The sequence below is a fragment of the Leptospiraceae bacterium genome, assembly GCA_015075105.1.
Taxonomy (GTDB): domain Bacteria; phylum Spirochaetota; class Leptospiria; order Leptospirales; family Leptospiraceae; genus JABWCC01.
Window position 1 is genome coordinate 18569 of the sequence record JABTUZ010000001.1, and the last position, 16624, is coordinate 35192.

The 16624-nt window shown below is 34.3% G+C and carries 13 protein-coding genes; 5 read left to right on the forward strand and 8 right to left on the reverse strand.

Going from position 1 to position 16624, the window contains the following annotated elements:
• Positions 1-30 precede the first annotated feature (30 nt).
• Positions 31-2034, reverse strand: coding sequence for an NAD-dependent DNA ligase LigA (gene ligA, locus HS129_00135; GenBank protein ID MBE7410466.1), 2004 nt, complete (start codon positions 2032-2034; stop codon positions 31-33).
• A gap of 5 nt (positions 2035-2039) precedes the next feature.
• A complete protein-coding gene (locus HS129_00140) occupies positions 2040-3047 on the reverse strand; it encodes a M23 family metallopeptidase (protein MBE7410467.1) in 1008 nt (335 codons plus the stop codon).
• A 245-nt stretch (positions 3048-3292) separates the two neighbouring features.
• Here HS129_00140 and HS129_00145 point away from each other — a divergent pair, with 245 nt between their 5' ends.
• From HS129_00145 to HS129_00155, 3 genes are all read left to right on the forward strand, one after another.
• Positions 3293-6376: a hypothetical protein gene (locus HS129_00145; GenBank protein MBE7410468.1), complete on the forward strand. Its 3084-nt coding sequence runs from the start codon at positions 3293-3295 to the stop codon at positions 6374-6376.
• A gap of 247 nt (positions 6377-6623) precedes the next feature.
• Entirely contained in the window at positions 6624-7307 is a 684-nt protein-coding gene (locus tag HS129_00150; protein MBE7410469.1) for an RNA methyltransferase, read from the forward strand.
• Between the two features lie 373 nt (positions 7308-7680).
• Positions 7681-8736, forward strand: coding sequence for a hypothetical protein (locus HS129_00155; GenBank protein ID MBE7410470.1), 1056 nt, complete (start codon positions 7681-7683; stop codon positions 8734-8736).
• 2 nt (positions 8737-8738) lie between these two features.
• Here HS129_00155 and HS129_00160 read toward each other — a convergent pair whose 3' ends face one another.
• Complete coding sequence (locus HS129_00160) at positions 8739-9929, reverse strand: DegT/DnrJ/EryC1/StrS aminotransferase family protein (protein ID MBE7410471.1); 1191 nt, start codon at positions 9927-9929, stop codon at positions 8739-8741.
• Between the two features lie 151 nt (positions 9930-10080).
• On the opposite strand from HS129_00160, the gene add reads away from it, so the two are divergent.
• Positions 10081-11418 carry an adenosine deaminase gene (gene add, locus HS129_00165; protein MBE7410472.1) on the forward strand — a complete coding sequence of 446 codons (1338 nt, stop codon included), beginning with the start codon at positions 10081-10083 and terminating at the stop codon, positions 11416-11418.
• A 110-nt stretch (positions 11419-11528) separates the two neighbouring features.
• Complete coding sequence (locus tag HS129_00170) at positions 11529-11924, forward strand: hemerythrin domain-containing protein (protein ID MBE7410473.1); 396 nt, start codon at positions 11529-11531, stop codon at positions 11922-11924.
• Positions 11925-12042: 118 nt separating this feature from the next.
• Here HS129_00170 and HS129_00175 read toward each other — a convergent pair whose 3' ends face one another.
• The 5 genes from HS129_00175 to HS129_00195 are packed head-to-tail and all read right to left on the reverse strand — an operon-like array spanning position 12043 to position 16498.
• On the reverse strand, positions 12043-12936 hold the full coding sequence (locus tag HS129_00175; protein MBE7410474.1) for a DMT family transporter: 894 nt from the start codon (positions 12934-12936) through the stop codon (positions 12043-12045).
• Positions 12933-13163 carry a DUF167 domain-containing protein gene (locus HS129_00180; protein MBE7410475.1) on the reverse strand — a complete coding sequence of 77 codons (231 nt, stop codon included), beginning with the start codon at positions 13161-13163 and terminating at the stop codon, positions 12933-12935. The genes HS129_00175 and HS129_00180 overlap by 4 nt, the downstream gene beginning before the upstream one ends.
• On the reverse strand, positions 13160-14773 hold the full coding sequence (murJ, locus tag HS129_00185) for a murein biosynthesis integral membrane protein MurJ (GenBank protein ID MBE7410476.1): 1614 nt from the start codon (positions 14771-14773) through the stop codon (positions 13160-13162). Before murJ ends, HS129_00180 begins: the two co-directional genes overlap by 4 nt.
• A gap of 1 nt (position 14774) precedes the next feature.
• Positions 14775-15527, reverse strand: a complete 753-nt coding sequence (locus HS129_00190; GenBank protein MBE7410477.1) for an STAS domain-containing protein — start codon at positions 15525-15527, stop codon at positions 14775-14777.
• The gene (locus HS129_00195; protein ID MBE7410478.1) at positions 15527-16498 is read right to left on the reverse strand and encodes a hypothetical protein; all 972 of its coding nucleotides are present in this window, start codon (positions 16496-16498) and stop codon (positions 15527-15529) included. Before HS129_00195 ends, HS129_00190 begins: the two co-directional genes overlap by 1 nt.
• Positions 16499-16624 lie beyond the last annotated feature (126 nt).

Here is a 16624-nt window from a genome sequence, read left to right on the forward strand (position 1 = left end):
TATCTTTGAAATTTTTTTATTAGAGAATTCTCAAATTTTTAAAGAAAGGTTGTTCTCTTTTAAAATACCGAGAAATTCTTTTTCATCTATAATTTTTACTCCAAGCTCTTTTGCTTTGTCTAACTTGGATCCGGCTCCATCGCCTGCAAGTAAATGAGTGGTCTTAGAGGAAACTGAAGAAACCTTTTTACCACCGTAGTATGCAATCAAATTGAGAGCTTTTTCTCTTGGATGAAAATTTTCAAAACTTCCCGTAACGCACCAAGACTGTCCCGCAAATACTAATGTATCGGATTTTTTTAATCCGGAAGATGCAAATTGGAGTCCGAAGTCTTTTAGCTTTTGAATCAGTTCTAAAATTTCTTTATCTTGAAAATGGTTTATGATTGAGTCCACAGTCCTTGGACCCAGACCATGAATATTAAGTAGTCTTTCTTTTCCATCGGGATTTTTCACTACGTTTTCAATTTTCTCGATAGAATCAAATCCGTTTTCGATTAAAATTTCAGTAACCTTGTGACCTATTTCAGAAAGCCCTAAAGAAGGCAGGACTATTTGAAAATCCTTAGTTTTTGACTTCTCAATCCCGCTTAAAATAATTTCTACACTTTTTTCACCAAGGCCTTCCATTTGGATCAGGTCTGATTTTTTTTTGTGAAGCTCATATAAATCAGGAATATTTTTTATAATTTTTTGATGATAAAAGTTTTCAATTTGCTTATCCCCAAGCCCTTCTATATCCATTTGCTTTTTTTGACAGAAAAAAATCAGTGAATTCATTTCTCTCTCAGGGCAATGTTTATTCGTGCAAAATAAATCTACGGATTCATCAATTTTTTTTAGTTTTGTACCACAGGAAGGGCAGTTTTTTGGAAGTTGAAATATTCCTTTTTCCCCGATTTCGATAACTTCTTCTACAGCAGGAATAATTTCTCCTCTTTTGGCGATTAGAACTTTTGCACCGATTCCTACTCCAAGTTCGTTTATAAAATCTTGATTATGGAGTGTTGCATAAGTCACTGTTGTTCCTGCAAGCGAAACTGGATTTACTTTTGCGCGCGGGGTGATTTTCCCTGTCCGGCCTATTGCAAAGTCAATGTCTTCTATAATCGTTTCTTTTAACTCAGCGTCAAATTTGAACGCCCTCGCCCATCTGGGAGAGTGAGATGTTTCGCCTAACGTATTTCTGTCTTGTAAATTATCTAATTTCACTACAAGCCCATCAACAGGGTAGTCTAATTTTTCTTTTTTCTTTTTAAAATCTTCGATGATTTTTGGAATATTTTTGCCTGTAGTGAATTTTGTATCTGAGGATACTGGAAAACTGAATTCAGACAATAATTCTAATAATTCGCTATGAGTTTTTATTTTCCCGTAGCCTTCTGGAAAATACGCATCGTACGCAAAAATTTTTAGAGGTCTTTTTGCTGTTTGAGAAGAATTTTTGTATTTGATGGAACCGGCTGCAAGGTTTCTCGGATTTGCAAATCTTCCATCGTTTTCTTCATTCACACTTATGAAGTCCGTGAATGTCATATAGACTTCTCCTCTCACGAAAATCGAAAGAGGCTTTTTTAGTTTTAAAGGAATATTTTTTATAGTACGAATATTTTCAGTAACATCGTCTCCTACACCACCTGTTCCTCTCGACACACCGTTTACTAATTCCCCATTTTCATAGTACAGCACAATAGATGCACCATCAATTTTCCACTCTACAGAATACACTGAGTTTGGGTCTGTTTTTTGTATCCAACTGATTAATTCTTCTATATTGTAGGTATTTTCTAAAGAAAGTACTGGAATTTTGTGTTTGTACTTTTTGAATTGGTTGTCGAGGTCAGAGCCAATAGTTTTTGTAGGGCTGTTATTTGAAGCTAAGTCGGGGTATTTGTCCTCTAATCCTTGAAGTTCTTTAAAAAGTTTATCAAATTCTTTGTCGGAGATTTCAGGAGAATTTTTTACGTAGTAGAGATATTGATGTCGCCTAACGCTTTCTTCGAGAGTACGAATCTTAGACTCGGTTGCATTCAATGAATTTAATAGAGTCCTGCGTTGAGAAACTCATCAGGGTTAGTTTTCACAGATGAGCCTCCAATCCAGACTTCATAGTGCAAATGAGGTCCTGTTACATTTCCTGTTGCACCAACAAGTCCGATTGTAGCTCCCCGATTCACGTATTGGCCATTGCTTACAAAAATTCTGGAGCAATGTGCATACAGAGTTTGAAATCCATTTTCATGGGATATAATAATATGGTATCCGTAACCAGTATCGGAATACGATACTCTGGCTACTCTCCCGGGAGCGGTTGCATAGATGGGAGTTCCAGTTGCAATCGCCATGTCAATTCCGTCATGATTTTCAAAATATCCCATAGTCGGAGAGCGTCTAAAACCAAAAATTGAAGTAATTGTATAGTTTGCAAGAGGGGTTACTAAAGGCATGTTGTGTTGGATATTGGCTCTAGTTTCTAAAAACTCATTAGAGGCATCCAAGAGAGGTTGGTTCTTTAGCATTATCATTTTCAGTTTTCTAAAATCGTAAATTTCTGAAAGATAGGATCGCCCGGGCACAAGCTCTTTATCAGCTAACTCTTCTTTTTTTAAGTCTGAAAACACATGGTCTTGGATTTCAGATTCAGGTAAAATCTTTAACAACTCTTCTTCGCTGCCGTCTATTAGGTTGTACAAATCTTGCAAATCATCGTTGATCTTAGAATAATCCTTCTGTATTTTTCCTATGTCGCTTGTTAGAACAATGTATTCATCAAAAAATTGCCCGTAGTCATTGGATAAGGAATTGAGTTGGGTTTTCACATAACTCGATTTAAAAATCCCGTAAATAGAAATCCCTATAAGGGAGGTTATTAAAAAGAAAATAAAAACTATAGAAAAAAGAGAAATTTGGAAATTGAAAGATTTGTCGTAACCGTGGGGGATGATGAAAATAGTCATCCTCTCGTGCCCTTTTTCTTTAACAGAGTCAATTTTCTGTTTTATATAAGGATTTGTTTGTCCTAGGTTCTTTTTAAATTTTTTAAACATAATAATTATTTGACTGTCAGAATATATGATTTTTCTAATATAATAATCGGTCAAGAGGAAATCCGTATTGAATTAAGTTTAGAAAATTGGAATAATTCTTTTATACGAAAAGATTCTTTTCTTTCGAGTTTTAAATTTTTTCACAATAGCTATATTTGCAGAATCAGAAAATTGAGTAGTTTCCTCGAACTCTTAATGGTTCTAATAAAAAAACATTTAGAGTAAAAAATAAAAAAGGATCCCGGATGAATAACGAACAACTTATCAACGATGCTCATCAAATGGCAGATATAGCACTTGCAAGTGAAGAACCGATTCGAGCAAGGGAATTGGTTAAATTCTGTTTGCCGAACAATCCATTTCTTGCAAAAATTGCCTCGGACAAGCTCGATACTCCATTGTTTATATTGCAGAGTATGCAGGAAAAGGACGCAAAACAATTCTTATCGAAGTTAAAACCATCTGTTTTGAAATGGCTTTGGAATTATGAAAAGAACAGTAGTAAACTGAAGGACTTTTTATCAGAAAAACTTTCAGCAATTAAAAAATTAGATCTTGAGCTTGCAATAGATTCTGAATTTGCCAAAGAAGATTTTCATCAGACTTTATCTCAGGAAATCGAAAACGGAAAAATTTTCTTTGATACAGGGCTGTTGTTTCAGACGAAAGTAACTTGTCCTTCCCAACTAGAAAAAGTAATTTCAAAAATCAAGGTTCTCATTTTATCTCCGGTGATTGATTTTTTCAGAGAGGCAGAATTTATCGTAATCGGTCCCCCGAATTATAAAGGAGAGTTTTCGATTCAATTGGGTAATACTGCAATTTATCAGGAAAATTTTACTCTCGGAAGTAGAGGTTATCAAAAGTTTAATTTTCAATATCAAAATTTTAAAAACCATCTTCCTGCTGAAGAAAGAAACAGAAGTATGATACTGCTATGTGCAGTGAAAAATCTACTTCAAAAAGAAAATCTATTCGATTGTGTATCGCCATTTCTCTATGATCCGAATTTTTCTTTGACTAAGGGAGATTTAACTTTGGAAATAGTATTGAATAGATGGGAATTTTTTTCAGAAAAATTAGAACTTGAAATCCAATTGAAAGAAATTCATAAAAAATTTTCCGGAAAGGGAGAATTTACACTTCGTTGCCAATCCTGTGCATCTACAATCGGCACAAGAACGATGGATTTAAGAGATGGTAGAGTACAATTAACGTATCCTGTTCTGGGTCATAAAGGACCCTTCGTTTTGTGTTTTACTGCCGAAAAAAGCGGGCGTAAATGTTCCGCAATAGTTCCTTCTTCTGATTTCAAATTGCTTGATATTACAGAAAAAAATACAGACATATTTCAAATCGAAATGGATGAGATTTTTATAGACTCTGAATTTATACAATCTGATTTGATAAGTAGTGAAAATCCGGTCTATTATTACTGGGTGACTTCTAAAGGATGCTCATACCATCCGATTCTTGAAAATATTTCGGGGGCGGGAGTTTTCCCCGGAAATTTTGTTCCGGCAATGAACAGAGCCAGAAGATTTATACTATACAATGAATTTGGATTGTCCTCAAATCCAACAATTCATTTTATTCCGGAGTCATCAGAAAAGATCAAAACTATCACAATTTTGAATAATTATGAACCGGGAGATTATGAACTTCACGTAATTGGAATTCATTCGGGAATACCGGAATACAAATCTTTTGAATTTGCAGTCTCAAATAATCTAAAGAAAATATTTCCGGGAGCTTTACTTCCAAATGATAAAGTAACCGCTAACATCCTACTCGCTGAAAAAAATCCAATAGAGATACTGGATTCTGGAAAAAATCCACTACCCTGCACTTTACATAATAATATCCGTTCTTATGAGATGGAATGTGAGGGTTCAAAAGAGAATATTTTTTTTGCAAAACTCGGTAATAACGGAAGCACAAAAACAGAAGAGATCAAAATTCTTCCGTTAGAGAATCCGCACAGAGTCGTAACAGTTGAGTCATGGTCTCCCGTACTGGATGTAAATTCTATTCCTGATTATGAAGATCGCCTAACGGATGATCTGCATGACATAAAAGAAGGACAGATACTTTTGCTCAAAGATTTTATCTTGAAAATGGCGTTAAACCTCTGGAACTATGAAAATTATTGCGGAGAACAGAGTTCATCCAGATTGTTTGCTTTAGGGGTATTAAATTTCATGGAATACCCTGATTTTTCAAAGATCGATTCTGAAAAAGAATTATTCCTACTGAATAAAATGAATGAATATTACTCGGTCTCTTCGGGTCTTTTTGCTCTTTGGAAAGATTGCCCTCCCAATAACAAAACTACTTCTAAAGTAATCCGAAATCTTTCGATTTTTCAGAATACCGGCCATCCAGCAGGTAACCTCCTGAATCAATCGCTTGCAAGGCTAAAAGAAAAGAGTATCTACTTGAATTCACTTGGCTTTTTTAACAAAGATTTTCAGGATTTTGAAAATATTAGTCTTTTTGCTTTGTGGGAAAATCTTTGGAGATCAAAAAAAATAGACACAAATTCTGCTATCTGGAAAAGATTTCTAAACTATCTATTCTTAAAAAAGAATAGAAAAGCAGTTCCGGTCTATGTTCCCGATTACTGGTCTGAGAGTGAGTTAGATGGAATGCGTTTCTATTGTGCAATGATACTCGGAAAAGACAGTATAACTTTAAAGAGCATTTCAAGAAAAAAAGTAGAGTTATCTTTTTTTCAAAAACTTTTGAAAACTGTCAAACTCGCTGATTACAAAGAATTTGAGGAAGAAATAGTGCAGGAAATGCTATCCAATCCTATAGAGAATTTACAAAAGAATCTATCCCGAATGTTTTACCATCAGGGAGGAACTTCTCTTTTTGGAAACACTCCGGGTTCAGTCGCTTTTTTACAGGGACTGCTCGGACTTCATAGTCTTTTGAAGTTTAAAGATTTGAGTTTTGAAAAAAAAGTAATCGAATACAATTTTTCTAACGGGTTAGGTGAAAACAAGGACATAAAGTGGACTTATCCGGAAGAGACATGGCAAAAGAATGCACCTCAAAAACTTTCAGTCACCGTTCCTGTTCAAGGAGCGGCTAACGCAGTTTTAGAAGTTTTTGTCCCTTCCCATTCCAAGATCATAAGTATTGAAAATGGATTTATTTCCAAAGACAAAACTTATGCGCAAATTCCACTTGCAGGTCTTACGAAAGCAAGCATCACCCTTGTGCCCTATCTATCAGGAAATGCAGGACTTCAGGCTCGGGTCACCTCGATGTACGACAATAACTGGGGAGGATCGTTTGAGAGAATGGTGGAGAGTAAGTAATGACAAACACTATATGATCGCAAAATTGAATCAATATCAAAGACTCAGAGTTACAGTATATTTTCTGAAAAATCAAATACGTTCCCTTTCACAGTATAAAACAATTCTAAAATTCATAATTAAAATTATTTCTCCATCAAATTCCAGAGTAGAACTCGAAAATAAAATGAAAGAATCTTTTTTCGATTTCCAAATTTTATGAATCTTTCTGAAGTAGTTTTAAAAAATGGAGAAATAGAAATCTGTCATAATTTTAGAAAATCCTAAGTATTCTGGGAATATCGGATCAATTGCTCGACTTATTGCAAACTTTGGACTAAGCCCTATTCGAATCATCGGTGGTATGAGAAACTTAGAGCCTGATATGGAGTGGATGGCGTACCGGGCAGAAGAGGAGTTAAATAAGATTTTGTATTTTGAGAAAATCGAAGATGCAAAAAAAGATTTATCTATTTTAGTCGGAACCGGGATGATCCACGGTAAAGATCGAGGAAGGTTTATAGATTTAAAAGAGCTTTCCAACTTAACAAAAAAATATGGAGAAGTCGGGATTTTATTCGGAAGAGAAGATAAGGGGTTATCCAGAAAATCCATAGACAATTGCGACTTTATGGTGGACTTTGATTTGCCGGGTAACCAGCCTTCTATGAATCTATCTCATTCGGTTGCCTATACACTTGGAGCAATTTATAACTCTTCTGAAAATTCTTTAGCAGGAAAAAATATACCGAATCTAAACAAAAATCATTTTTATTCTTTTTCAAAAGAAATTTTTGAGTTACTCGATATGAACAATTTTCACGGAAGTGAGGATCTTGCAGTGAAAAGATTCAAATCTATTTTGGATTCTCGTCCACTTAGAAAAGGTGATTTGGATTTTTTGTATAAAATATTTCACTTGGTAAAGAAAAGAATAACAGAAAATTCTTAAAACTAAGAAGAAAAATATTCTTGTTTACAAATATTTTTATTTAAAAGATTGATTGAATTATCTTCATCGAGTGTGGGTTTTGTATGAAATTTATAATTTATCAATGTGTATTGGTTTTAATTTTTGCAATGGGATGTACTCCAGAAATCAGCCTATCGAAATATGAGAATTTATGACGCTACTGCAAAAACCCCTTTCAGGACTTTTTACAACGCTAGAAAATGGCACTTTTATTGGCTTTTTGAACAATTGCCTTTTCAAAAAACGACTTTTTGCAGGTACGCCATTTATTAGAAGCAAAAAAGTAAAATTGAAATCCTTCGCTTTCAAATATTTTCCAAAATCAAAAATGGAACTAAGGAATTTTTCATGGTTGGGTCATTTTGTTTTTTTGATTTTTCTTGTAGTCTATTCTTTTGAATTATTTTCTGAAGAAGAAATAGAGCCTCAAATGGATGATTCAAACTCAGTGATAGAAGAATCCAAACCGGAAGAAAAAAACCAATCTAAATCAGGAGAGGTCAGGATCGAGCTTGCAAAACTCGGGAATGATTTTATTTCATTTATTAGTTCAGGAAAATGGAAGGAAGCAGAAAAGATTGTCTCTGAAATACAAAAAATATCGGGCGACTCGGTAGAGTACAATTATTTTAAATCGGCGTTACTCTATTCGACCGGGGACTTTCAAAAACCGATCGAGCTTTTAAATCGTGCGATAGAATTGAATCCAAACCATGACCCGTCGTACTATCTACTCGGTATGATTCACGGAAAATTTCGCAACTGGGTTAAGTCAATATATTATTTAGAAATTGCCGCATCGAAAGGATCGTATAATCCTTTTTATCACTACAATTTATCTATTGCCTATTTTTTAAATAAGGATTATGCGTCTGCAAAAATAACCTTAGAAAAGACTCTTGAATTAAAAGACAACTACCATCTTGCAAAGTTACTCCTACTTCAATCTTTGATTAAGTTGAACAACACAGAAGAAGCACTTGCGTTATGCGAAAGGTACGAGTCTGAAAATTTAAAAGTTGGAAGATTTAGAGAAATCTATGCAAATCTACTTTTTGAAGTTAGAAAAAACTCTACTAAAGTTATCGCAATACTTACAGAAATAAAAAATTTACATTTAGATTCAAAAAGAAGTTTAGCGAATGCTTTGTTTATGGAAAATCGTTTCTTAGAATCTATGGCTGTGTTTAAACAAATTTTTCAAACCGGTTTAGAAATAGAAAACGATCATAAGGTATATCTTCAGATTCTTTTGTATTTAGACAAAGATAACGAGTTTGAAAATTATATATTGGCTTGGATAAGAAAATCACCATCTGAAAAAGAAAAGATTTTAGAGCTGAGAAAAAATTTTCTTATAGAAAGAGAAGTTTTTCGCACAACGTACAAACCGATTCCTTGGAGGTAATCTTAGAGTAATTCTTTTACTGCTCTCACTACATCGTTTACATCTTCTTCGCTCATCCCTGCAAATAAAGGTATAGAGACAGTTCTGTCATACATAAGAGATGCGTTTGGGAAATGTTTTTTTTCAAAAGAATATTTTTTCTTGTAGTAGGGGTGTTCAAAGATTGGAATGAAATGCAAACTCGTTCCGATATTTCTTTCTTTTAATTCTTCTACAAAACTATCTCTACCTATTTTTGCTTTACTAGGGTCTAACTCCATTCTGAACAAATGCCAAGAGTGAATTCCGTTTGGATCATCGAGCGGAAGTTTCACTCCTTCTAAATTTTGAAACTCTTTTATATAGGTTTCTGCTATATCTGTTCTTCTTCTCCAAAACCCGTGGGCTTCTCTAAGTTGTACAATACCGAGTGCCGCTGCTATGTCTGTAAGATTGTATTTAAAACCGGCATCTATAACTTCATAGTACCATCCGGGTCTGTTGTATGCGTCTCTATTGATTCCGTGTAGTCTCATCACTCGAATTCGGTCTGCAAACTTAGAATGATCTGTAGTCACCATTCCACCTTCACCTGTGGTGATTCCTTTGGTTGCATAAAAACTAAATACGGTAAAATCTCCCCAAGAACCGATTTGTTTGTTTTTATGAACGCATGGAAAAGCGTGCGCAGCGTCTTCGATTACGTACAGAGAATATTTTCTCGCAAGCTCTAGGATGGCTTCCATATTGCAAGCATGACCTGCAAGGTGAACAGGAATGACGGCTCTTACAGTCTTGTCGGACTTTTTGTGGGTCAGTACTTTTCCGTCAAAGATACATTCTCTGTCTATGAACTCCTGAATTGTTTCTACAGTCATTAGGTTATTTGTCGGGTCAACATCGGTTAGTAGAGGCTCTGCATTAAAATAACAAATTACCTCTGCTGAGGCTGTAAAAGTAACAGAGCTTGTAATCACTGCATCCTTTTCGGATAGACCGATTGCTTCTAACGCTAAATGAAGTCCTGCCGTGGCAGAATTGACTGCAATAGAGTGGTTGGATCTTACGAAGTCAGAAAATTCCATTTCAAATTGTTTTACCTTTGGACCTGATGTAACCCAGCCAGATCGAAGTACATTGGCTACTTCTTCAATAGCATCTTCAGAAATAGAAGGTAATGCAAAAGGTAAAAAAGTTTTTCTAACTGTTATCATGGAAAAATCTCCCCGAATTATGTCCAAATTCTATTTTAATTTTCGGTAGATTTTTTAAAATCTCCAACTAAAAAGAAATATTATTTTATTGCTTAAATTTCAGGTACGAAAGATTTAAGAAGAGATTAAAAAAATTGAAAAGATTTCCCTTGTGAATACAACTTTTGAAGAAATTCTACAACGAATCGGAATTATTGATAGAGATGTCAGTGAGTTAAACCGTTTAAAAAGCCGTCTTCCGGCAGATAGACCTTATTCTCCTTCTCTGCAAATTTCTTTCGATAAGCAAATAAATGCACTCTTGACCGAAAGAATTTCTCTTATGGAGCTTGCGATTGCAAACCCTCCTGAGTGGCTATTTCCTGAATTACAAGAAGACGAAAACAAGATTGCTCAAAACCTAAGTCCTAAAATTTTTGTAGGTGATTTATCTGTCCGTCAACCCGCAGAGCAAGATGTTATCAATTTTCTTAGGGCGTTGCCTAAAACAGAAATCCATCTTCATCTTGAGGCTTGTGTCAATAAATCCACACTAAAAGAAATGCTAAAGAAAAATAATATTTCTGTTTCAGAGGAAGAGTTTGATAAAAAATTTGTGTTCAATGATCTTAACGGATTTATTCAATTATTTTTCTTTATTCAAAGTGCAGTCAAAAGCCCTGAAGATTTTTCTTATATGATATCGAGTCTTGCAGAATATTTAAGAGCAAACAATATTGTTTATGCAGAAGTATTTTTTGCTCCCTCTAAGTTTATTCAAAATGGCTTAGACTTTGATGAGATGATCGAATCTCTTGTTAAAAAAGTTCGTCAAATCAAGATGGAAGACGGTACAGAAATCAAGATACTCGTGGATGTTTCAAGATCTTTCGGAAATGCAAACGCAATGAGTAATTTGAATCGTGTGCTAAAGATTAAACACGAAGAAGTGATTGGAATTGGTCTCGGTGGACCTGAGCTTCTTGGCCCGGCTAAGGACTATGAGAGCGTATTTAAGATCGCAAGAGAATCCGGTCTCAGAACTGTAGCACATGCAGGGGAAGACGATGGGCCTTGGTCTATTTGGGATACGGTCAAATTACTGCAAGCAGAAAGAATCGGACACGGTACATCTGCTATTCAAGACCCGGAGCTTGTAAAATATTTAAAAGAGAAAAAAATTCCCGTTGAGATTTGTCTTACGAGTAATGTGTTTACCGGAAAATACGTTCGTAAAGAGCAAAACCACCCTGTAAGGTACTATTACGACCAAGGATTGATTACATCTATCAATACCGATGACCCGGAAATATTCGGAGTGAACCTAACGTATGAATATTTCAAGTTGTACAGATTTTTAGATTTCTCTTTGGAAGAAATTATTGATCTTCTAAAAAAAGGTGTAAATGCAACCTTTCACCCAAACAAAGATGCTCTCTGGTCTTCAATGGAATCTAAAATACAAAATATAAAAAGACAATTCAACCTGACTACAAATGGAAAGGGTTGACGTATGGAAATCTATATTTTTGTCTAACAATAAAAAAAAATTGACAAGTTATCGAATTATTCAAAATACTGTTTTTTTTAACCTAAAAATGTTTTAGAAAGGAGACACCAGTGTTAATAGATGAATTTAAAAAAGATCATGTTGAACTCGTAAGCACTTTAAATAAGGTAAAAGAGCTTGGGATCACTACAAAAGAAGGCCAGGCAAGGCTATTAGCAGCAAAAGAAGGACTATTGGCTCACCTGAAAAAAGAAGATGCACAGCTTTACCCATTCTTAAAAAAAGAAGCAGAGAGCGATAGCGGACTAAAAAATCTTTTAGATACCTTTGCAAAAGATATGGATAATATTTCTAAGTCAGCTCTTGACTTTTTTGCAAAGTATGCAAATGGAGGTTCAACCGTGGAATTTGCGAAGGATTTTGGAACTCTAACCGCATCTCTGTCAAAAAGAATTCGCCAAGAAGAGAACTTGCTTTATCCGGAATATACTAAAAGACACAAGTAATTTTTTTAAAAAAAGCAACAGTAAAAGATCGCTTCAAAACAATTTTTATTAGCCTACACTTGAAAAGCTTCAAAATTTTCTGAGGTTTTCATAGTGTTGGTGAAAATTATTTTAGCAGCTATTTTCTTATAGAGACACTTTTTTTGTTTAAGATGAATACCGCTAACACAGCAAGACTTCCCCCAAGGATTGTAGAAACTTTCAACTCTTCTCCCAAGAAAATGTTAGCACTTACAAGCGCAGTAAAAGGAACAATAAATATAAATGTACTGGCCCTCTTGGAACCAAGTTTTCCAGATGCAAAAAAATATACTGTAGTCCCGAAAGTTGTGGAAATCACTGACAGGTAAAATATATTCCACCAGAAAATGGAATCAAAACTAAAAACTTTTTCTATTTTGTATGGAATCGCCAGAAAAAAATCAATAAGTGTAGAAAAAAAATAAACGTAGAAGCTAAACACTATCGGATGAATTTTCTCCTTAGATTTTTGTCCGGTAATTGTCAGAAATGCCCAAGTTAAAGAAGCGAATAAAAAATACAAATTTCCTGATATAAAGATTTTTCTAAAATTTCCATCGTATAGTTCAAGCAATACAATTCCGCCAAATATCCCAATCCCAAGTCCAATACTTTCTTTGACTGAGAGCCAAGTTTTTTTTGCAATAGTTATCAGTAGAAAAGTCAATATAGGATTTAAAGTAGTTACAAGTACTCCACCGGCTCCGGCAAGACCGGATTTTAATCCTTCAAAAAAGAATTGATTATAGATGAGATAGAATATGGCTCCCAAAGAAACATAGAGAAAAGATTGAAACGTTAGGCGAAACGACTCTTTAAATAATATGACTATAGGGAATAGAGAAAGAAATGTAGCAAGAAATCTCCAGAATATAATCACCTCCGGCTCTGCATAATTGGAAAGCACTTTCCCCGATGCCCAGCTTATTCCCCACGTTACCATTGCAGATACAAGCAATAGATTAAAGAAAATGGACTTTTGATGACTCACAAGATTCCATCCTGTATAGAAAAGATTTTTACTTTAGATTTTTCTCCTCGAATCAATTGAATTTTTGATTTTGAGATTTTTAATTTTTCAGAGATAGCTTGTATTACTGCCTTATTTGCCTTGCCTTCGATTGCTCTTTCACGAACTTTGACAGTCCATTTAGAGTTCTCTATCACTACAATTCCGGGAGACTTAGAATTTGGTTTTACGATCACTTCTAAATTCATTTTTTTTTGAACTTATTCAGAAATTGAAATTTTTCGATTAAAATTTTTACTTCAGAAGAATTGAATATTTTTGCAAAGTAGAGATATATTATCATCGCAGGAAATATTCCTATTGCAAGAACAAGCCTTGAAGAGTTAGAATATGAAAAATCGTTCAATTGAAAAAAATGAATAAGCTCAGTTGAAGATATAGATTGAACGTAATACAACCAAATCGACATCGGAAGAATCGGGATGATATGAAAACCTAGGTTTCTTATAATTGTATTTCTTGAAATTATTATATTGTGTTTTTTTAAATTATGAAAAAGTAAAATAAATGTAATTGCAGAAGAAGAAGCCGACGCAAGCGCAAGGCCCGCGTGTTTGAAATAGTTCATTAGGATTAGATTTAAAATAATATTGATTGTAAATGAGATCGAATTTACTTTTAAAGGTGTTTTTGTGTCTTGAAAAGCGTAATAGGAAGAAGTGAGAATTTTATTCATGCTAAAAAATGGAACTGCTAAAGAATAGAAAATCAATGGGGCAAGGGTAGTCTCTGTAGAAATATGATTCCATTTTCCTCCAAAATAAATCGAATCAATAATTATCTTCCCAAGCAGAACCAAGCCTACCGAAGACGGCAAAGTCAAGAATAGGCAGAAACTTAGAGATTTTTCAATTTCTTTAGGCACTTCCTTTAATTGATTATTTTTTAAGGAAGAGAGAAGAGAAGGCAGGGTAGTAGTCGCAAGTGCAACTCCTACGATTCCAGTCGGAAATTGGATTAGCCTTTGAGAATAATCTAAGCTCACCACAGCCCCTAGTCCCGGGTTTTGATTTTGAATATAATTAGCAAGAAATATATCAACAAGTAAACTGATTTGATAAAATCCTCCACCAATTACCGCAGGAAGCATGAGTTTAAAAATTTTACCAATTGCCGGATGACGTATATTCCAGTGAAATTTAGGAAAATACCCTAATCTTTTTACGTAGTACATCTGTAAGAGCAATTGTAAAATCCCACCACATACGATTCCGTAAGAAAGAATTTTGACTCTTGACAAAATGCTTTCCCAAAAAGGAAAGATAGCGATGAATACAAACAAGTAACTGAGATTAAGTACGATAGGCGACATAGATGGGATGAAAAACTTATTCTTAGAGTTTGAAATTGCCATAAAAATTGAAGAAAGACTCGCCGTCATAATTAAAAAAAATAAAATCACTGAAAGTGTAATCACAAGGTCAGAATATTCTACAGACCCTCCTACAAGAGTAGGCAAAAAAAATGGTGCAAGAAAAATAAACACTGCAACAAATCCCCAAAGCAATACAAATAGAAAAGAAATTACTGCACCGGACATTAACTTCTCTTCTTCTTCGCTAACTTTACTCGCATCAGAATATAGTGGCATAAAAGATTGAGATAGAGTTCCTTCTGCCAGAAGATTCCTAAACATATTTGGAAAGCGATAGGCGACACTGAAGGCAGATGCGATCCATCCTGTGCCAAAACTAACCGCCATATAGTGATCTCTAAGTAAACCTAAAACTCTGGATAGGAATGTGTAAAAGGAAAGCGCTATACTTTTAGAAGCACTGTTTTCATTGTCTTTTTTCAAATTAGATCATCTTTTCTAAATAACTAATTGCACCGGTTTGCCTGACATTAAAAATAGACTCACAAGATGGGCATTGGTGTTTCCCTTGTTTTGTGACTCGAATATTTTTTCCACAAGACTCGCAGTGAAAAATCAATTCTTTAAATTCTGGTTCTAATCGAGTAAGTTCTGATTTTTTATGATCATTTGGAATGATCGGAATTTCTGCTCTTGTGTCTGAAGTTTTTATCCAATCTGTGGGATTTAATTTTATTGAATCCGATGTGGTAGTTTTTTCAACTATAGGCTCTGCAAAGTTTTCCGGGTCTTTACTTTCTTCAGAAAAATTGTGAAATGAAAACTCAATACTTTTGTATTTTCCAAATTCCGGCTCCATGTCTTTGGGTTTTGATTCAGGGAGATAAAGATTTTGCAATACCTTCTCAGCTATAAAATTATCTTCCGCTATGAGAAATTTTTTATCAAATCCGAATAAAGAAAAAAGAGAACGCATTTCGCTGTTGAGTTGGCTGTAGATTAAAGCAGATTTTTTTTCAGTAAGCTCTTTATTCAACCGAATAATTGTAGAGATGCCTGAAGAAGTGATATACGATAACGATTTGCAATCAATAATAAATCTGTGTATCCCGGTTTTTATTTTCTCATGGACAAAGGAAATAAAGCTGTCGGACGTAGTAGAATCCAATACTCCTTTCAGTTCAATTTGAAAGATTTTTTCTTTTCCTGTAATTTCTTTGGTTCTGAGATTTAGCATTAATCTAAGTAAATTGCATCCAATACTACCGGTGAAGATGCTTTGGGTTGAACAATCGGCTCTGGGAGTTTTTCAATTTTACTTTCATTTAGTTGTGTTATGGTGGAGGGTTTCAACTCCATTTTTTTTATTTCAGGTTTATTTTCTATTTTGGGTTCTTTTGGAATAGGGATTTGTATTTTTTTTAAAACTGGTGGAGAGGAATTTATAGGATATACTTTTTTAGTTGTTTCGAGTATTCCTTGTTTTTTATTGAAAAATGAAAAAATCATATAAACTAAATTCAAGAAAAAACAAGCTCCAAATGCAATAATAGAGTAATTCACTAACATCCAATAGAATAGTTCTCTTTGTTTATCAAGAAAAAAATGAAAATTTCCTCTATCATAAATTAAATGGATACTCGCTACGGTTTCTAATTTTTTTAAATGATATACAGGACTTGAAACGGTAACAGTTTGAATTTTAATTTCTGGAAATAGCTTTAGAAGAATCTCTCCAAATTTTGTGCCGTCTCCGTTGTACTGCTCTCCATAGTCTTGAGGAATCGGAAACTGCCCCTTTCTCATTCTAAGAGCACGCATGAAGAATGGTTTATTGTATTTTTCTAGAATGGGCCTTGATTTTAAAGGAATAGATATTTCTTCTTTATCTGAATGAGCGATTACTTTACCACTGTCTGATAGAATAAAAATTTCTTTGACTCCAAATTTATCCAAATCTTTCTCGGCTTGTTTTTTGATTCTACCAAAATCAGTGGACAATTCAAGTAGTCCTTCAGGAGTCATTCTTACCTCTGCGGCTTTTGCCAAGGAAAACAAAATATCCCGTGCCTTGTTGTCTGAGGTAATTTTTAGCAGGTTTAGAGACAATCTAGAGGACTCATAGAAAGACCATGCTACTGCGGATATGGCAACCCCCTCACACAATACCAAAAGTAATAGAAAATATAGAATCGAGCGAAAAATCATTTTTCCCTTCATTATATTTTCGGATACAAAAGGTGGAATTTTGAAAAATAAAATTCAATTAACCAACTTTTTCTATGAAGATTAATCATAGTGACATAATCTTTAAGAGAATGATTTGGCTAAAAA